Source organism: Lachnospiraceae bacterium oral taxon 096, from assembly GCA_018141845.1.
Classification (GTDB): Bacteria; Bacillota; Clostridia; order Lachnospirales; family Lachnospiraceae; genus F0428.
In genome coordinates this window covers 1,955,270-1,974,172 of record CP073340.1, presented here as the reverse complement: position 1 = coordinate 1,974,172, position 18,903 = coordinate 1,955,270, and the positions used below count along the sequence as shown (strand labels likewise).

At 36.4% G+C, this 18,903-nt stretch carries 15 protein-coding genes; 13 read left to right on the top strand and 2 right to left on the bottom strand.

Annotated features, from left to right (window positions below; genetic code table 11):
• The first annotated feature begins 64 nt into the window (after positions 1-64).
• Positions 65-328, top strand: a complete 264-nt coding sequence (locus tag J5A74_09495) for an HPr family phosphocarrier protein (GenBank protein ID QUI95597.1) — start codon at positions 65-67, stop codon at positions 326-328.
• An 85-nt stretch (positions 329-413) separates the two neighbouring features.
• On the opposite strand, the gene J5A74_09490 is transcribed toward J5A74_09495, so the two are convergent.
• Both J5A74_09490 and J5A74_09485 read right to left on the bottom strand, forming a co-directional pair.
• Positions 414-1,727: a M18 family aminopeptidase gene (locus tag J5A74_09490; protein QUI95596.1), complete on the bottom strand. Its 1,314-nt coding sequence runs from the start codon at positions 1,725-1,727 to the stop codon at positions 414-416.
• Positions 1,728-1,835: 108 nt separating this feature from the next.
• A complete protein-coding gene (locus J5A74_09485) occupies positions 1,836-3,086 on the bottom strand; it encodes a transposase (protein QUI96882.1) in 1,251 nt (416 codons plus the stop codon).
• 369 nt (positions 3,087-3,455) lie between these two features.
• On the opposite strand from J5A74_09485, the gene J5A74_09480 reads away from it, so the two are divergent.
• The 12 genes from J5A74_09480 to J5A74_09425 all read left to right on the top strand — a co-directional run bounded on the left by J5A74_09480 (position 3,456) and on the right by J5A74_09425 (position 18,897).
• Entirely contained in the window at positions 3,456-5,717 is a 2,262-nt protein-coding gene (locus J5A74_09480) for a dynamin family protein (protein ID QUI95595.1), read from the top strand.
• A gap of 2 nt (positions 5,718-5,719) precedes the next feature.
• The gene (locus tag J5A74_09475; GenBank protein ID QUI95594.1) at positions 5,720-8,041 is read left to right on the top strand and encodes a dynamin family protein; all 2,322 of its coding nucleotides are present in this window, start codon (positions 5,720-5,722) and stop codon (positions 8,039-8,041) included.
• Position 8,042: 1 nt separating this feature from the next.
• Positions 8,043-10,463 (top strand): dynamin family protein, encoded by a 2,421-nt coding sequence (locus J5A74_09470; GenBank protein QUI95593.1) that lies wholly within the window; start codon positions 8,043-8,045, stop codon positions 10,461-10,463.
• Positions 10,460-11,485, top strand: coding sequence for a hypothetical protein (locus J5A74_09465; GenBank protein ID QUI95592.1), 1,026 nt, complete (start codon positions 10,460-10,462; stop codon positions 11,483-11,485). The genes J5A74_09470 and J5A74_09465 overlap by 4 nt, the downstream gene beginning before the upstream one ends.
• A 1-nt stretch (position 11,486) precedes the next feature.
• Positions 11,487-12,455, top strand: a complete 969-nt coding sequence (locus J5A74_09460) for an apolipoprotein A1/A4/E family protein (GenBank protein QUI95591.1) — start codon at positions 11,487-11,489, stop codon at positions 12,453-12,455.
• Entirely contained in the window at positions 12,442-12,735 is a 294-nt protein-coding gene (locus J5A74_09455) for a hypothetical protein (protein ID QUI95590.1), read from the top strand. Before J5A74_09460 ends, J5A74_09455 begins: the two co-directional genes overlap by 14 nt.
• Positions 12,736-12,850: 115 nt before the next feature.
• On the top strand, positions 12,851-14,146 hold the full coding sequence (locus J5A74_09450) for an ABC transporter substrate-binding protein (GenBank protein QUI95589.1): 1,296 nt from the start codon (positions 12,851-12,853) through the stop codon (positions 14,144-14,146).
• Positions 14,143-15,018, top strand: a complete 876-nt coding sequence (locus J5A74_09445) for an ABC transporter permease subunit (GenBank protein QUI96881.1) — start codon at positions 14,143-14,145, stop codon at positions 15,016-15,018. Before J5A74_09450 ends, J5A74_09445 begins: the two co-directional genes overlap by 4 nt.
• A 1-nt stretch (position 15,019) precedes the next feature.
• Positions 15,020-15,835, top strand: coding sequence for an ABC transporter permease subunit (locus J5A74_09440; GenBank protein QUI95588.1), 816 nt, complete (start codon positions 15,020-15,022; stop codon positions 15,833-15,835).
• On the top strand, positions 15,825-16,880 hold the full coding sequence (locus J5A74_09435) for an ABC transporter ATP-binding protein (GenBank protein QUI95587.1): 1,056 nt from the start codon (positions 15,825-15,827) through the stop codon (positions 16,878-16,880). Before J5A74_09440 ends, J5A74_09435 begins: the two co-directional genes overlap by 11 nt.
• Entirely contained in the window at positions 16,861-17,727 is an 867-nt protein-coding gene (locus J5A74_09430; protein ID QUI95586.1) for a nucleoside hydrolase, read from the top strand. The genes J5A74_09435 and J5A74_09430 overlap by 20 nt, the downstream gene beginning before the upstream one ends.
• 57 nt (positions 17,728-17,784) lie before the next feature.
• Positions 17,785-18,897: a sulfurtransferase gene (locus J5A74_09425; GenBank protein ID QUI95585.1), complete on the top strand. Its 1,113-nt coding sequence runs from the start codon at positions 17,785-17,787 to the stop codon at positions 18,895-18,897.
• The last annotated feature ends 6 nt before the right edge of the window (positions 18,898-18,903 follow it).

Genomic DNA, 18,903 nt, shown 5'->3' with positions numbered 1-18,903 from the left:
GTTTAAAAATGCATTATAATGACAATGTATTTAAGAAAAAACAATGTAGAGGAGAGTGTTACCCATGTTAAGCAAAACTTTGACTATCGCAAATCCATCAGGACTTCATTTAAGACCAGCAGGAATCCTTTCTCAGTGTGCTATGAAGTTTAAGAGCAATGTTACCATTGAGTATGAGGGCAAGAAAATCATTGCTAAGAGTGTGCTCAATGTAATGTCTGCAGGAATTAAGTCAGGTGCACAGATCACTTTGGTTTGTGATGGCGAGGATGAGGATGCAGCAATGGCTGCTTTGACAGAGGCTATTGAGTCTGGTCTTGGAGAGTAAATAGAATATCGAATGTCAAGAGGCATAGAGAAAAAGAGGCGTGTGAGAAATGAAGAAATCATTTTTCACACGCCTTTGTTGTGGATTAGTTATTGTACAAAGTGATGTCTTGATGATCTAGTTCCATACTAGTGCTAAAGAATGCCTTGCATGCGTCAATAAGGTAATCCAAATCTTTTACTCCTGCTGTTTCGTAGGCCGAATGCATAGCAAGCTGTGCCAGACCAATATCCACAGCATTCATTGAAAGTTGGGACATTGAAATGTTGCCAAGAGTAGAACCGCTGACGCTGTCAGAGCGATTGGCATAATATTGAACAGGAATATTTTTATTTTGACAAATGGACTTAAAGATGGCTATACTCACCCCATCGCTGGTGTATTTTTGTCCAGCGTGAGATTTAATGACAATGCCCTCATTCATGTAACAACAGTTGTTGGCATCGGCTTTTTCTGGATGATTTGGGTGTACGGCATGGGCATTGTCACAGCTCAATAAAAAGCTGACAGCAATGGCACGGCAGAAGTCCTCTTGACTTTTTCCAAGGCAGGAATTGACACGTAAGAGCGTATCAGAGAGAAAGGTAGAGGCTGCACCCTGCTTTGTTCCAGAGCCCACTTCTTCATTGTCAAAGCAAGCAAATACCTGAATATTGTCGTGGCAGTCTCCGGCTAAAAATCCCATCAGTGAGCCAAATGCACATTCTAAATCATCAATTCTTCCACAGGAGAAAAATTCATTTTTTGCTCCCCAAACACTTGCGGGAGTACGGCTGTATAGGAATAAATCACTGCCAAGCAAATCCTCTTTGTCACAGCCAATATTCTCGGCAATCATTGACTTTAGTGCCTCTTTTTCTGTGCCCTCTCCACCAAAGAGTGGGAGCATATCGACCTGTTTATTCCAAGCCATTCCATCATTGGTCTGGCGATTCATATGAATGGCTAAGTTCGGAATAAGAACAAGATCTCGATCAATCTGGACGAGATGAGTGGAGAGTTTATTGGTCTTTTTGTCTTGGACAATAGCACGACCAGCAATAGAGAGTGGACGGTCAAGCCAGCTAGAACAAATCATTCCACCATAGCCTTCGGTGTTGAGCTGAGTATATTTTTGGCGAACTTCAAGTTGAGCATTTTCTTTTAGCTTAAAACTTGGAGAATCGGAGTGCGATGCGGCAATCTGAAATCCATAGTGGTTGAGTGTATTTCCCACACGAAATGTGATTATACTGGATCCATTTCTAGTGACAAAGTAGCATCCTCCCTGCTGGATATCCCAGGACTGCCCCTCATATAGCTCGTGAAATCCCTTTTCTTTTAAGATCAATCGTATATTGTCAATGGCATGGAATGCCGTTGGACTCTTTTGAACAAAGTCTTGAAATTGTTGAATCATAATTTATGTCTCCTTTGTGTGAACTACCCATCACCTAAAGGTAATGGGCTTCTAAGAGCCTAACAGCTCTATTTAAGAAGTTTGATATTTAAGTTTCCACCTAAGTAATTAGGCAATCCTTATTCTTATCGGCGTGTCCACTTCGCCTCTACTGTATAGGATATTCATATCCACAACACTACTTTTACGCATGATATTTAATGCTCCGTTAACATCTGCATTGATTGTTTTACCACTTGCCGTTTTATATAGACCACGATGTAATCTTCTGCCACTAAACGGATACTCTTTTGGATTATCGGCATTGTAAACAGGGAGATCGTCTCTATCCCAAAAAGATGATTTCGATGTATAGGATTCTTCCTGTTTTACAAAAACAATGTCATTTCGTTTGCAAAGATATTCCAATTTGTTACGCAACTGTCCATAAGGGATATGTACAAAATTTTGATTGTTTTGCTTTCCAATATGACTATTGCGTTGAAAAGTCTCATTGTAACCAACAACAAGCGTACCTATATTATTGATGATACAATAATCTATCACCCTACGAGCAGTTTTATTCATATAGTCGTTCACCTTATTGTTGCGATTACGAGCAACTGCTTTTTGTCTATTTGTAGGCTTCTTACTAAAATGTTGTTTATCTTTTATCGATTGCAAACGGGCATTTTCTTTATTGAACCACTGATTGATCGATTTCAGTCTTTTCCCGTCAATAATGAACGATTGACCACTATTTGATACGGCTGTTACGAGATTGTTGATACCTAGGTCAAGTGCAAGTGCGTTGTTCGTGTTTAGATTTCTTTGAATACATTCATCTTCATATATATACTGGATTTCAAAGAACCTTGCATTCGCTTTCGGTATAATGCGTATCTCTTTAATCGTCTTATCAAGAAGTATGGGGGGTATCGTAATTTCAACAGACTTATGTGTTTTCTTAAAACTATTGGAAAACGGAAGTATCAGCTGATTACCCTTCAGTCTTACAAAACCAATGATCAGCGTTGTGTATCCATCTTTTGGAAGATAATGCGGCAGTTTACAATCCGTAAAAGCATATTTTCCCTGCTTGACAAGTTTAAGCAGACCAAAAAATGACTTAAACGAGCCATCAACCTCTTTCAGTATCTGCTGTGCCATATTGGAATTTAAGGCCTTATAATTAGGACTATTCTTTAAAAGAGTGTAATTCTTCTCATACTTGAGAAATTCACCTTCTGTAAAATAATACTGACGCACATTATAGATTGCCTCATTAGCAAGATTCTTAGCCGTATGACAAAGTTCCCTGATTGTGATATAGTCTTCCTTGGACAGATGTTTCACTTGTTGTTTTACAGTAAGATACATACGATTTTCTCCTTTCATAGATTCGGAAATAGGATTTCCTATATATATTATAGCATATATTTTACTTAAATTGAAATATATATGTTGTAAACCTAACGCCATTCATCCCACGGTCTAAAGACCATGGGATGAATGGCTGTTATATTATAAAATATCTATGGCATTTTTATTATACTCGGATTGAAAAGTTTTGTATATGGGGGGAAAGAGTACAGAAAGTAGTTTATAAAATAAAATTTTTCCGTAAGCTATTTCATATAATATAAACAAAAAAATTAATAAAATAAAGAAAAATATTGACTTAATATATATATATATATATATATAATTTTATGGGAATATTGTCAAAATTACAGTGGAGGCATACAAATGAGAAAGAATAATAGAGATGTAAAAAAGATTATTGGCTATCTTAACCAAATTTTAGGAATGTCTTTTGTGCAAAATTTTCCAATATATAAGGAGCAGTTTGAAAGTTTAAGAGATAGAGTTTCTGATAAGAGCTTTAGGATTGCAGTAGTTGGGGAATTTAGCTCCGGAAAATCAACTTTTGTAAATGCTTTAATTGGAAAAGATGTTTTGACTCATGGAGCAAGAGAAACGACAGCGACAATTACAGAGATTGAAAATAATCCAGACAAATATTCGGCAAACAGTTTTGATGTCTATTTTGAGAATGGATCTGTAGAAAAAGGAATTAACTTAAATAAGGAAAAAATTATAGAGTATACAACAACACATAGTAAGGAATACAAGGTTGTTGAAAAGATAAATAAAGTAGTTATAAAAAGTCATATTTTAGATACAAATATTCCAATGGTATTTGTAGATACCCCAGGCCTGAATGGTGTAGCAGACCATCATAGGGAGAGAACCTACGAACAGATACAACGAGCACATGCTTGTATTTACTTGATTCCTATGCGAGGACTTTCGGATACTGATATTCAATTTACGAAGGAGATTTCTAAATACCAAGAAAATATTATATTTGTTCAGAATTTTATTGATCAATTGGAGGAAGAAGGAGAAAGTGTTGAAGCAAAGTTAGCAGAGCAAAGAAGCCTATTGGAATCAAAAGGGAATTTGAAAAAAATTCGTTTGATTGCAGTTTCGGCAAGAAACGCATTGTTGGCCGAAGATAAAGAGCTTTTTTATAACTCAGAAGAAAGAAAAAATCAGATAAATCCAGAGACTATTTTTGCACTGTCAAGATGGAAAGAGGTAATGAAAACCATATACCAACTGATCAATGAAAAGGACAAGAGTAGGATTGATGAAGCTGTTTGTGTGATGCTAGAGAAGGTAATCGATCTTGAAAAGGGATTGAAGGATAGATGGGAAGTGGAGGCTCTTTTATTAGAAAATTCTCCAGAGAAAAAAAGACGGCTAGAAGCAATTCAAAAGAAACTGGAGCGATTAAAGGATAGGAGAGAAAGTCAGAAGACAGAATTATTGGAATTTGTGAGGGCGGAGGGAAAAAGTTTAGAAAAAGTCTTGAAAAATGATTCGGCAGAAGAGATTGACAAGGCTTTAGAAGAAAATAAAAGTAGGATTGATCAAATTGATGATTTTTGGGCTGTGGACAGTTATGAGGAGAAAATTAAGGAAGATATAGAAAAAATCCAGTGTCGTGTGAATTCATGGATGAAACAAGGGTGTGAAAATATTTTGTGCAAGTCAATATCAAAAATTAAAAAAATTGAGACAGAATATAATACTGTAAAAGTCAAAACAAGTGGAGGGGGATTTGTGGCAAAAGATATGGATGGGTATCATGAGGAATATCATTTCAGAAAAGAAAATGATGAGATTATTGAGGAAGAGGGTTTACTTAAAAAAGAAAAACATGAAAAGGAGTGGTTGCAAGATAAACTTAGTAAAAATGAAAGAGAGATTGAAGAAAAGAAAAAAGAGCAGGAAGAAGCAGAAAGGAAGAGAACTAAAAATGAGAGGACTTGTAGAGAAAAAAAGAATCAATTAGGGGAACAACCATCTATCGAATTTGAACAGAAAGAAGAAACATATGAAGAAAAGAGAAATCCTATTGTCCGGCTATTTTTAGGGAATAAGATCGCAACTAGGATGGTTGAAGTGGAAAATGATTCTAAACTAAAAGAATGGATGAAGGAAAGAAAACAGCTTGAAGAGGAGTTTGAGAAAGAGGATAGAAAGTGCGAGAGGCAAATTAAAAGATTGCAATCAGAGATAGAGAGCCTTCAGATGGAAAAGAGCCGTATGGAAGAAAGGGAAGCGTATTATAGCAGGTCGATCGAGTCCAAGGAATCAAGGATTAAGGTAATGAAAGAGGAGATAGACATAAAGAGGAAAAAGGCGAGGCAAGAGTACCTACAGAAAAGGAAAGAGGAGTTTCGAGAAAGTGTAGAAGCATATTTTAAGGGATTAGACGATAGTGTCAAAAGAGAGATAGGCAGTGCAGTTTCTAGTAATATAGATGATTTGTGTATGGATGTGGAGAAGAAGTATGAAGATAGCTGCGAGGCAAAAGAGAGAGAAATGGAAAAACTGTTATCTACGAATCAATCTAAGCTAGATCTTTCCGTAAAAGAAGATATGCAAACCGTAGGTTTAATCAGAAGTAGTTTAGAAAAATATGGGAGAAGGAGTTAAAGATGAAGAGTGCAAAAGAGAGTAGGGAGCAATTTATTGAGAAGAAAGAACGCATTGAGAGACTTCTCGATCAGACAATAGAGACATTTCGGTTAGATGATCATAAAGAAGCTGTAAAGGTTGTAGAGAAACTAAAAGAAAGCTTTGAAAAAGAGGAATACACAATTATTGTTGTTGGGGAGTTTAGTGCAGGAAAGTCGACTTTATTGAATGCATTGATGGGACGAAGAATTTTGACATCCTTTACAAGTGAAACAACAGCAACGGTTAATTTTTTGCGTCACAAGTCGGTTGCCAGTGAGGGAGAAGAGGGAAGAGTCTACTATAATGATGGACGAGAAAAGATTCTTGAAAAGGTAGACAAGGATATTATAGATCAATATGTCAGCACGAAAGGAGAGAATGTAGCTGAAAACATTAGGAAATTAGATCTCTATTTAGACTCTGATTTTTTAAAGGATGGTGTGTCCATTGTCGATAGTCCGGGATTGAATGGAATTAAAGAGGGGCATAGAGAGATTACAGAAGAGCAGATTAAAAAGTCACATGCTTGTATCTTTTTGTTTACCAATGAACATCCAGGATCGAGATCAGAATTTGAGTTTATTAAGGAACTCAGAGAGAAGATGAAGGTGAAGACCATTTTCTTTGTGTTAAATAAAATCGATGTGATCAAGCCGGAGGAAGGTGAGACAGTAGAAATGGTTATGGAAAATCTTCGAGATAGCTTTAAAAAAGAATTTCCAGATACGGAGTCATTGCCAGAAGTATGGCCACTTTCTGCTAGGGATGCATTGAATGCTAGAGATCCAAGAGAACAGGGAATAGCTAGAGATAAGCTTTTGCAACTTGAGGGAAAGTCAAGGATACAGGATTTTGAGAGTAGGTTGATGCAATTTCTTACTTGTGGGCAAAAGACAAGAGATATTTTTATGGTGCCAATAGATAGAATTCGAGGATTGGCCGAGGAAATTAAGGATACTTATGATCAAGAAAGAGCAGTATTAGAGGGAAGAACAGACACTGAAGAGATAAAAAAACAGATTGAAGAGTTGCAACAAAAAATTGATGAGGAGGAAAGTAGGGGAAAATCTCATCAAAGAGAGGTGCAAAGAGCAGTAGGGAAAATTAATAAGGAGCTTACGAGTGGATTAGAAGAGGAGATAGAAAATATAGTAAACGAGATTATAGAAAATCTGAAACATTATGAGGATACAACAGAGCTTAAAGCATATGCAAATAGTAGTTTGGAGAAGGAATTCTTCAAAAAGATAGGAAGAGCTGAAAAGAGATGTTATGAAAGTTTTTTTGAAAAACTCCAAGATGTGGTTGATGAGGAAATAGAGGATGCTTTGAATGAAGCAAACTTAGAAAACTCAAGTGTCAAGATGAGAAGAGATCAGCGTGATAGGAGAGTGTTTGGCGAACATTTACAGAAGGTTGGGCTTGATGGGATGGATAGGCGTAAGGAAGAGAGAAGGAGAGAATTGGAGGAGTTAAGGAGACAGCAAGAAAGCTTAGAAAAGGATTACACTACAGCGAAAAATATAGAAAAAAAGATAGCAAAATTAGAGAAAGAGATTGAGAAGGATGAAGAGAAGATAGATGAGATCAAAAACCATCCTTTGCCAGAAATCCAATATTATTATGAAGATGAGGAAAGAGAGGTGGCTAGAGGCGGTTTCTTAGGAGGTGTAGGAAATTTTTTGGTGGGTAAAAAGACAAAAACAGTTCGAGTGCGAAAAGTGGATGACTCTGAACGCAAAGAGGAAGAAGCAAGGCGTGACAAAGATTTTGAAGAGAGAATGAAGTCAAAGGAGGCGAAAGAAAAAGAGATAAATCAATATTCGCAAAGTTGTAGAAGTTCTGATGAGATTGAGTATGAGAAGAGGAAAGCGGACGAAAAAGTTGTAAGAAAGGAAGAAGAGGATAAGGAAGAGAGAAAAAGTGACATTAAACGTATTGAAGAAATTGAGAAAAAAAATCTCAAAAGCTTAAAGGGAGAAGTGACCGAGTGGTGTGAGAAGCAAGGGGGTGAGTTAAAGGATGAAGTATCGAAACGCAGGAAAGAATTAGAGAAAGTGATTACGGAATTGGTTGTTGCAAATATTGAAGAGGAAGTTCGAAGGGCAATTTTAAAGGAAAAGGATAAGATGGAGGGGCTGTTGGAGGTGCAAAAGAATGCAGAAAATGGCCTGAGAGAAAAGCTACAGTTGCTTGCAGAAAAGGAAAATCGTTTATCTGCAATATACAATGAAGCTGTGGACCTAGGGAATGAATTGGAAATGGAAAGTGTAGATGTCCTTGAGGAGGTAAGTTTGTAATATGGATATAAAGCAAGGGATAGAAATTGCCAAATGGATTGGAAAAAACGGTGATGTGCTTGAGATGGAGAGATTGCAGAAGTTAGCAAAAGATGGAGAGCATTTTATCACTTTTTGGGGACATTATTCTGCAGGAAAGTCAAAATTAATCAATAATATTCTCTCAAGAGATATTCTTCCAGTGCAAAGTAGAGAGACCACAGCGGCATTGACTTATATTCGCTATGGAAAATTTGAAGAATGTGTGGTTCATTTTATTAGTGGCGAGAAAATAGATGTAGAATTGTCGAAGTTAAAGGAGATATATCAGAATACACTTGAAAATATCGAGATTGAAGAGATTGATTACATTGAAGTATTTTTAGAAGAAGAGATATTAGAACAAGGAATTGTTTTAGTTGACACACCAGGAGTCAATACAATTATACAGAGGCATCAAGAGTTAGCCATTGATGCGATTAGTCAATCGGGTATGATTGTTTATGTCTTGGGAACATCACCTACAAAGGTGGACAGAGACTTTATAAGTCAAATTGATAATTGCAAGATTGATATTCTCTTTGTTAGAACGAAGTGTGATTGTTTAAATAGAGATGAGGAAGACGAAAATTTATCGATCGAGAAAGATCGAGAAAGTTTAAGTAAAATGGTGACACAACAAGTGAGAATGATACCTGTCTCTAACGAAAAAGATAGTCATTGGTTTTTGAACATTGTGAGTATCCAGAATGAGTTGAAAGAAATTTCTGTGAATTTAAAAGAAAGAATTCAACTGGCAATGCAGCAGAGAGTCAATGCCTATGTTCAAGGCTACAAAGAGGAGCTTAAAAAGCAAAGAAAGCTGATATTTGATGAGTTAGAGGGAAAGAGTAGTACTTTTGAAGATGAAATAAGAAAGTATGATGATCAATTAGAAGATCTTAAGGAGAGAGAGGAACTTGCGGAAAAACGAATAAAATCAGAGGTATCTCGGTCAAAGAGAAAGATAGAAAGAGATATTGATGAATTTCTAGAAAGAAGTACAGAAAAATTAAAGAAGAAGTTGAATGGGCTTGTGTGGACACCAAATTTGAAGGACGAGGCCGAGCAAATTTATAAGAAGCAGGTAAGAGAAGCAGTCCAAGAAATTTATTTATTAATGAACAGGTACTTTAATGAAATTCTAGAAGAGGAAAATCAGGATATGGATTCTCTTTTTAGTGAACTTTCTTTGGAATTACCAAAGGCAGAGATTGCCATTGTGGAGCATGAGGGAGATAGAATGTTGTCTCTATATAGAGAAAGATGTATGCAGAGCAAAGCTCAACTTGAAGAGATTGAGAAAGAGAGAGGTGCTTTAGAAATACAAGCAAGAGAGATGAAGATGTCTATAGAGGAGGTAGAATATCAAGGTCAAGAGGCTATAAAGAAAATAGAAGAGAGCCTTGCAGAGATTCCTACAGAGCCTGCTTTAATTTATAGTGAGCCACAGAAAATTCAACCTTCAGAAATTTTCAAGCGGATTGGTCAGGCAGCAGATTTAGCATTTTTGGTATTACCAGGGGATGCAATATTGAAGGGAGGAGCAACTTTATTTAATCAGACAAGTGTGGGTAAGAAAATTATTACTGGGTTAAAAAGCAGTTCAAGTGTTGTGAAAGAAGGTAAGATATTGGCCAATCTGACAGATAATGTTAGAGATACAGGTTATGTGCTTGGAAAACTGCAGGGAATGTTTACTAGTCGAAAGAAGCAAGAAAGACTAATTGATAGGGAAAAAACAATGGCTGTAGATGCTTTTGTAAGGGATAAAGCTGGAAAAATGAAAGAGAAGTTCGAAGACTTGAAGGAAAAGGCTATTGAAGAAAATCCTAATCTTTTTGATATGATGTCGATTGCTTATTGGACAAAGAAAATTGGTGAGAAGTTTGATAGACCACCAAAGATAGAGATTGATTATTCGGTGGAGGAAGAGAGAAGAAGAAAAAGAGAAGCTCTTGAGCATGAGAAAAAAAGAATTATAGAGGAGGGAATTCAAAAAAAGAAAAAATTTGGTAGCCTTTTGACAAAGAAGGAAGAATCTTTGGAGAGGGAAAAACAACAGCGTATAGCATATGAGCAAATAGGCAGAGATATGGAAAAGTTTGAGAGAGAGTTGCAGCAAAAGGTAAATGCTAGGGAGAAACAGGCAATTGTTGAGAAATATGTTGAGCATTATGAATCAACAATGGAAGAAAGCTCAAAGAAAATGTTACAGGAGAGAATTGGAAAAGTTGATGGAAGTATCAACTTTTATGTGGCACGAGAAAATGCTCAAATTAAACGAGCAATAGATGAGAAAAAAGCAAAATTAGAACAATTGAAAGAGCGAAGAAATCATGGAAAAGAGGAGCTGGAGAGGCAACTGCAAAAGTGTGATGAGTATTTAGAGGTATTGTCGTGAGATTCTATATTATTGGAGATCAATCAAGATTTCAATATTTAAAAATGTTAATCGGTGATGCAGCCTATAATGAATTAGTTAATGTAACTACGATCAACACAATAGAAGATGTTCATGTTGCGTGTGATCAAGATGGATATAATGGAGTGTTGATATCTAGTGAAATACCACTGAACACAGAGGTAATCATACAGGGAACGGTTCTACAAAATGTAGAGTATGAGGGGTATGATAAGATATTGATTTTTGATGAATTTCCATATAGAACAAAAGATACTGTAGAGGATGTGAGAAAAATTTCTGATCATCCTCACACTCGAGAATATGAAATCATTTTAATTGAAGGTGAACAAAAGGGCTTAAAATCAGATGTTTCTACGATAGAGGATGCTATGAATGAGGCGAAAAAACTTTATACTCAGGAGGGGCATTCTGTTAAGATATCTAGTTTATCAAAGATAAAGGAACTCTTATTTCAAACCCTTGATGATTCATATGATATTTATGCACTATTGAGGAAAAAATTAGATTATGTCCTACAGTATATCCATGAAGACTTTGATTTTGAATATGATTTAGTTTATGAGGATTTTTTTGATGATATATATATGGAAAAGGTGATGAGAGATGGAATAAAAAGAGGGGGAGATATTCGAAAAATATTTGTAGGTGAAATTAGTAAGAGAATAGTTGATCGTGGGCATTCTAAAATCCCAATGTTTGTTGAGGGAATTTATAAATATTTTATGAAGGAAATCAATATGTGGGATTTGGAGAGAGATCTAAAAGAGTTTTTTGTGGAAATTCAAGGGGACTTTGCAAACTTTATATATACAAATGTGGAAGAGCTTTGTTTTCAAAGAAGTGAACAAAAATATGAGGTTTTTTATAATCAGCATAGAGAGAATATTGTTCGTATGAAAAATTGTACACGGCAATTTTTTAAAGATGAATTGAAACAAAAAATTGTAGAGAGAATGGAAAATAGGATAGAAAAGTTGAAGGAGTTGTTGGGAAAATAAAATGAACAAAAAGATTTTGGGAATACTAAGCATATCTCTATTCGTGGGAAACCAAGCAATAGGTTCTTTTTGTGGAGCGTATGCGAATGTAGCATCGATTTGTGTAATTATTATCAGTGGATTTATTGGATTTTATTCATGGAAGCTTTTTGATGATGAGAGAGAAGAAGTGAAAAAGGAACATTTGGGCAGAAATCAGGAATTAGTTGAATGTATTCAAATGTGGCAAAATACGATTTTGCAGAAGATAGAGAAGATGATTGAAAACAGTCAGAAACAGATGGATGATATGAATGCTTTTCAAGGAACGGTTGAGGCGTATGGGAAAGAATCGCTGGATTGCTACAGACAAATGCAGGAGGAGTTGAAAAGACTGAATGATAAGCTAAAAGATATTGTAACGACTGAATTGAATCAAGAAGAGAGTAATCATAAGTTTTATATCGACTTCAGAGATACAGTTACACAGAGCCTTGAAAAGACAAGAGATATATTGGAAAAAAGTTATACAGACATAACAGAGTCTATCAATTCTTTAGAAGAGAATGTATCGAAAATTTGTGAAGAATCGAAAAATTCTCTTTCAGTTATGGTTGAAGAATCGAAAGATTCCCTTTCAGGTATGGTTGAAGAATCAAAAAATTCTCTTTCAGTTATGGTTGAAGAATCAAAAGATTCTCTTTCGGATATGGTTGAAGAATCGAAAGATTTCTTTTCGGATATGGTTGAAGAATCAAAGGAATCTGTATTAGAGATGGCTAATGATTTCAAAAAAAGTGTTCAAAAGCAAGAAAGGGATTTGCAGGGAAAACTTAGTGATTCTATGGAGGAATTACAGGAGGAAATTAAAAATTTTTCAAGTCAGATCCAAGGTTTTAGAGAAGCAATGAATAGAATTTGTGACCAGGTAACATCGATGTCAGCAAAGGATAGGGAAATTTTGGAGAGTCTGTTACATGATGGTAGATAGGAAGGAGTTATTGGTTGCGATTGATAATTTTGACAGGGAACTCAGAGAAATACAAGAGTTCTTGCCATTTTTCAAGCTAATGAATGAATCTAGTATTTGTGCAGAAAAAAGGATGAAAGAGATTTTGGTATTGAGAAAAATAGTGAATTATCAATTGCAAATAGGTAATTATAGGAGAGCTATTCGGTATTTTTTGGCAGTAAAGTTGTTGTTGAATGATTTAAAGCCATATAAGAAAAAAGTAGCGAAAAGGGCTACAGAATATATGTTGAGAAGATAATAGATATGTGTTTGAATATCTTGCTCCTTTATCATGGTCAAATCAGAAGAATTATACTATAATGAGATTACTAGTCAAATTCTATGATAAATAAATGGAGATATGGAGGGATAGTATGAAAAAAAGAATTTTTCTGGCAGCAGCACTTAGCTTTGGCCTATTGCTTTCTGGATGTTCCAATACATCAAAGACCACAAATAACCCCAATAACCCAAGTGAGACTACAGTGGCAACAAGCACAACAGTGGCAAGTACTACAGCAGAGAATCCCAGTGCGGCAAATACCGAATTAGACACAAAGTCGGTGGCGGGGACGACGGTTAATTTCTATGGTTGGGGTGGAGATGACAAGCTCAATGCATGGTTAGATGACTACTTTGCACCAAGAATGAAGGAAAAGTATAATGTGACCTTAAAGAGAGTTCCAATGGATATTGACCAAATTTTGAGTCAATTGTCAGGAGAGATTCAGGCTGGAGAAAAAGAAGGCGACATTGATATGATTTGGATCAATGGAGAGAACTTTAAGACAGCGAAGGACAATCAAATGCTCTATGGGCCATTTACAGATAAGTTACCAAATTTTAATCGCTATGTAGATGCCAATGCTGACAACATTAAGTATGATTTTGCCTACCCAGTAGATGGGTATGAGGCACCTTATGGAAAGGCTCAATTTGTTTTTGAGGCAGATACAGCGACAGTTCCAGCATCGGAGTTTCCGACGGATTTAGATAAGCTTGAGGAGTTTGTGAAAGCACATCCAGGTAAGTTTACCTATCCTGCACTTCCAGATTTTACAGGAAGTGCCTTTGTGCGAAATGTTATTGCCATTACAGTGGGAAATGATATTTTTAAGGGATTAAAACCGACGAAAGAAGATGTAAAAAAAGAAATTACACCAGTAATTGACTACTTAAAGTCATTGAATCCTTATTTGTGGAATCAGGGAAAGACATTCCCAGCATCTTCTACAGAATTAGAGAACATGTTTGCCGATGGTGAGGTTTTAATCAATATGACCTATGGGGCATATTCAGTGGCAGCCAATATTGAGAGTGGAAAGTTCCCAGCAACAGTTCAATCTTTCCAATTTGACAAGGGAACTTTGGGAAATACCAATTATATTGCAATTGCGAAGAACTCAAAAAATAAAGAGGGAGCAATGGTAGCCATCAATGAGATGTTGGATCCTGAGGTGCAGGCAAATCGCTATGCGAAGTTAAAGACGATTCCAGTATTAGATAATGCTAAGTTGTCATCAGAACAAAAGGCGGCGTTTGACCAAGTAGATTTGGGGAAGGGAACAATTCCTCAACAGGAGCTAGCTTCAAAATTTATTCCTGAAATTCCAGCAGAGTTTGTTCCTATTATCGAAGAAATCTGGAATGAGGAAGTTGTGGGAAAATAATGAAAAAATGGGCACCGTATTATTTACTGCTGCCATTTATATTGTTGATGTCTCTATTTTTAATGGGACTGTGTACTGGAATCGCTCAGAGTTTTGGAGTGGTTCCAGTTTTCGGATTGACGAAACCTACAGTACGCTATTATATAGAAATTTTGACTCACAAGGATTTGGTAGCATCCATCGTGTATTCACTAAAAATTGCGATGGTATCTTCGATTTTTGCAGTTATTTTGGGAAGTATCATTTGTCTTTTTTTGGTGTATAGAGAGAGGGACAATAAAGATGAAATGTCGATTACAGAGAGAATTTTAAAACTCCCCGTAATTACGCCCCATGTAGTGACGGCTGTATTTGTAATCAATCTTTTTTCAAACAATGGTCAGCTCGCAAGGTTATTTTTTCACTTGGGGATGATTCAAAACCAGAATCAGTTTCCAATGTTGATTCATGATCGTCAGGGAATAGGGATTGTTTTGGCCTATGTATGGAAAGAGGCACCATTTATTGTATTTTTTGTACTTTCTTTGATGAAAAATATTAATGGAAAATTGGGAGAAGTGGCAAGAAACTTGGGAGCAATCGGGATACAAACAATGTGGAGGGTAACACTGCCATTGTGCAAGGAAAGTATTTTGAGTGCATGGATGATTATCTTTGTCTTTGCCTTTGGTGGTTACGAATTGCCATTTTTATTGGGAGCAACTTGGCCAAGGGCATTGCCTGTTTTGGCTTATCAGGAATTTACAACTCCAGATTTACAACACCGACCGTATGCAATGGCAATCAATGGACTAATTTTATTTTTGTCTATCGTTTGCACAGTTGGATATTTTTATTTGATGAAAAAGTCAATGGAAGAAGATGAAAAATAGGATGAAAAGAAAAAAGAAATGGGTGCAATATCTAGTTTGCCTTTGTTTGTGTGCCATCGTACTCTTGCCACTAATGAATATTGTACAATGGATGTTTATGGAGCGATTGCCGTGGCCGCAATTTTTTCCAACACACTATTCGCTGAGGGGAGTAGGAGAAATATTTCGAAGAAGAAGGGAGACAGTGGAGTTGTTTGTCTCTTCGATTGGAATATCGACAGCAGTTGCTATGATTTCATGCGTGATTGGAATGATGACAGCACGGGCGTTGCTCGTCTATCAATTTAGGGGACGGCAGTTTTTCTTTTTTTTGACTATTTTGCCGTTTATGGTACCAGCTACAGTATTTGGAATGGGAATACAGTTTTATTTTATTCAAATGGGGCTAAACAACACCATTTTGGGTGTGATATTGTGCCATGTGTTATTGTCTTTACCTTATTGTATACAAATTATAATGAGTGGAATGAGAGCATTGGGAACGAGGTTAGAGGAGCAGGCAAGAGTTTTGGGGGCAGGCTCTTATCGAGCATTTTTTGTAGTTACCCTGCCATTACTTATTCCAGTACTTTTACCAGCATGGAGTATGGCCTATATTGTTTCATTTAGTCAATATTTTATTACACTTTTAATTGGTGGTGGCAGAGTGAAGACTTTTACTATTGTTATGATGCCCTATTTGCAGAGTGGAAATCGAAATATAGCCAGTGTCTACAGTGTACTTTTTTTGCTTCTTAATGATTTTGTTTTCTTTATTTTTACAAAATTGGCACAAGTTCTCAATAGAAAGAATGGAGGGGCATACTATGAGGCTTAGAATGGAGCATATTTTTGTGAATATTGGAGAGAAGAAAATACTAAAAGATATTCATATGAATATTGAAAATGGAGAGTTTGTCTCTATATTGGGGGCTTCTGGTTGTGGAAAGACAACATTGTTAAAATGCATTGCAGGTTTAATACAAAGTGATGATGGAAAACTTTTTCTAGGTGAAAAATTGATGAATGATGTAGAGGTACAAAATAGAGGAACGGTAATTGTTTTTCAAGATATTCGACTTTTTCCCCATATGAATGTAGAAAAAAATATTTCATTTCCGATGGATTTGCAAAAATTGGACAAAAAAGAACAGAAAAGGGAAGTAAAAAGATTATTGAAAGCTGTGGAGCTGGAGGGATTTGAAAAGAGAAAAGTTCATCAGATGTCTGGTGGTCAGCAACAGAGAGTAGCAATTGCCAGAGCCTTGGCTGCAAAGCCAAAGGTTTTGTTGTTGGATGAACCATTTTCGGGCTTGGATGAGGCATTGAAGTTACAAATGTGTCAGCTTATGAAAAAAATTCATAAGGAACAGAATTTGACAACGATTCTTGTAACTCATGACAAGAGGGAGGCAATGCTTTTATCTGACCGAATTGCCTTTATGGATGATGGACAAGTAATCCAAATGGATAGTGTTGAAAATATTTATTATCAGCCAAATCATTTGCTTTGTGCGAAGTATTTTGGAAAATGCAATGTAATGCAGGGAAAAGTACAGGATGGGCTCTTAAGAATTCAAGGTCTTTGTTTTTCGGTGAAGAAAGCAGATGGGAAATACAATGTAATTATTCGTTCACAAGATCTTTGTCTATTAAAAGAAAGTGTAGATGAAGGTTTTCAGGCTAAGGTAATAGAGAAACATTTTTTGGGTGATCGAATCGAAATTTTGTTTAACTGGAATGAAAAAGAGTTAATTGGTGATTTTGTTAGCCTTGAAGAAGCAGAAAATTTAAAAGTCGGAGATATTGTATCATTGGGTATTCGCCTTGAAAAGCTTATCTTGCTTAAGGAGGAAGAAAAAAATGAAGAAAGTTGTATATGATTGTGACAATACTTTTGGGATTCAAAATTGTGATGTGGATGATGGATTAGCATTATTGTATTTACTTGGTTGTGGAGAGGTTGAGCTTTTGGGCATAACTTCGACTTATGGAAATTCAAAGACAGATATTGTGTATCACAATACAATTCGTATGGCAAAGGAATTGGAACTTGGTCATATTCCAATTAAAAAAGGAGGTGAAAAGGCGGGAGAAGTAGAGCATGAGGCAGGGCATTTTTTGGCAGAAATGGCAAGAAAGTATACAAAAGAATTGTCCATTCTTGCGACGGGATCTTTAACGAATCTTTGGGCGGCTTGGAAGATTGATCCAGAGTTTTTTGACCATGTCAAAGAAGTTGTTTTAATGGGAGGGATTACCGAACCACTAGTTTTTCAGAAAAAAGTGATGGATGAGTTGAATTTTTCCTGCGACCCAGAGGCAAGTTATACTGTTCTTACAAAGGCAAAAAATGTGGCTACGGTGACAGGAAATGAGTGTCTAAAAATTTTATTTAGGGCAGAAGAATATAGGGAAAAAATTTTAAAGTTGAATACAAGAAAGGCAGAGTTTATCTACAATAGTATCATTGGGTGGTTTGACTACAATATGGATTATTATGGAATAGATGGTGCATATAATTGGGATGTCTACTCAGCGGTCTATCTTGTCCATCCTGAATTATTTGAGGACCAATATTGTGAAATGGATTTATCAAAGGAAGATTTAAAGAGAGGATATTTGCGGATTTCTCGGAATGGAACAAATGTAGTCAATCTTCCAAAATTTGTGAAATCTGATGAAATACGAAGGGAAATTTATCGTGCTTGGAATAAAATGATTGTATAATTTGCTTAAAAATGTTATAATTCTACCGCATGATATTATGTAATAATGGAGGGGAAAATGAAAAAGAGAGTAGTATTTGTAAGTATGGCAGCGGCAGCATTGCTCACGGCCTGTGGGGGAACACAAAAATCAGAGACTACAACAGCACAGACAACAGTACAAACAACGGCAGAACAGAGCACAGAGGCACAGACAACAGCAGTAAGTGCAGAAAATACGAGCAGTACCCAGACAGTGGATAAGCAAAAAGTATATGTGAGTGCAGAATGGGTTAAATCTGTGATTGATGGTAAGCAACCAGAATCTAGCGATTATAAGATTATTGAAGTTGCTTGGGGCAAGGAAAGTGATGACAAGGCCTATACAAAGGGACATATTCCAGGGGCGTACCATCTCAACACAGATGATCTTGAGTCAGATAAGGATTGGAATCTTCGTACACCAGAAGAAATTGGAAAGCTTTTGGCTAGTTATGGCATTACAAAGGATACGACAGTGATTCTCTATGGTGCAGATGGTGTGGATTCTGCAGACGACCGAGCAGCATTTGCTTTTCTTTGGGCCGGTGTAGAGAATGTCAAGTGCTTAGATGGAGGATTTAAGGCTTGGGAAAAGGCTGGATACAATGTGGAAACAACTTCAAATAAGCCTGTGGCAACAACAAAGGATTTTGGTGTAAAGATTCCAGCACATCCAGAGTATGTTATGGATATTGAGACAGTAAAGAAGAAGTTGGCAGATGATCCAAACTTTAAGTTGGTATCTATTCGAAGCAAGGATGAGTTCGATGGAAAGACGAGTGGATATTCCTATATCGACCGTGCTGGAGAGCCAGATGGTGCAATTTGGGGACATGACACAGATGATGGCTCTTATACCAATGCAGATGGAACGACAGTAAAAATCGACACATTGGAAAAATATCTTGGTGAATCAGGTGCATCTATGAAAAATGACCTTTCATTCTATTGTGGAACAGGTTGGAGAGCGGCAGTTCCATTCCTCATTGCTTATGAAAATGGCTACAAGAATATTTCAGTGTATGACGGCGGATGGTATCAGTGGCAGATGGATCCAAATGATAAGGTTCAGCTTGGGGATCCAAAGTCTGGAAATATGAAAGAAGTGACTGTAAAAGACCTTACCACAGATAAGGCAAAGAAAAAGTAGATAGAA

Bases quoted from the DNA above. Each gene is read 5' to 3' on its own strand.
- J5A74_09450 (QUI95589.1), top strand. From the start codon at position 12,851: ATGAAAAAAAGAATTTTTCTGGCAGCAGCACTTAGCTTTGGCCTATTG.
- J5A74_09435 (QUI95587.1), top strand. From the start codon at position 15,825: ATGAGGCTTAGAATGGAGCATATTTTTGTGAATATTGGAGAGAAGAAA.
- J5A74_09460 (QUI95591.1), top strand. From the start codon at position 11,487: ATGAACAAAAAGATTTTGGGAATACTAAGCATATCTCTATTCGTGGGA.
- J5A74_09430 (QUI95586.1), top strand. From the start codon at position 16,861: ATGAAGAAAGTTGTATATGATTGTGACAATACTTTTGGGATTCAAAAT.
- J5A74_09475 (QUI95594.1), top strand. From the start codon at position 5,720: ATGAAGAGTGCAAAAGAGAGTAGGGAGCAATTTATTGAGAAGAAAGAA.
- J5A74_09440 (QUI95588.1), top strand. From the start codon at position 15,020: ATGAAAAGAAAAAAGAAATGGGTGCAATATCTAGTTTGCCTTTGTTTG.
- J5A74_09470 (QUI95593.1), top strand. From the start codon at position 8,043: ATGGATATAAAGCAAGGGATAGAAATTGCCAAATGGATTGGAAAAAAC.
- J5A74_09425 (QUI95585.1), top strand. From the start codon at position 17,785: ATGAAAAAGAGAGTAGTATTTGTAAGTATGGCAGCGGCAGCATTGCTC.
- J5A74_09495 (QUI95597.1), top strand. From the start codon at position 65: ATGTTAAGCAAAACTTTGACTATCGCAAATCCATCAGGACTTCATTTA.
- J5A74_09480 (QUI95595.1), top strand. From the start codon at position 3,456: ATGAGAAAGAATAATAGAGATGTAAAAAAGATTATTGGCTATCTTAAC.
- J5A74_09490 (QUI95596.1), bottom strand. From the start codon at position 1,727: ATGATTCAACAATTTCAAGACTTTGTTCAAAAGAGTCCAACGGCATTC.
- J5A74_09485 (QUI96882.1), bottom strand. From the start codon at position 3,086: ATGTATCTTACTGTAAAACAACAAGTGAAACATCTGTCCAAGGAAGAC.
- J5A74_09455 (QUI95590.1), top strand. From the start codon at position 12,442: ATGATGGTAGATAGGAAGGAGTTATTGGTTGCGATTGATAATTTTGAC.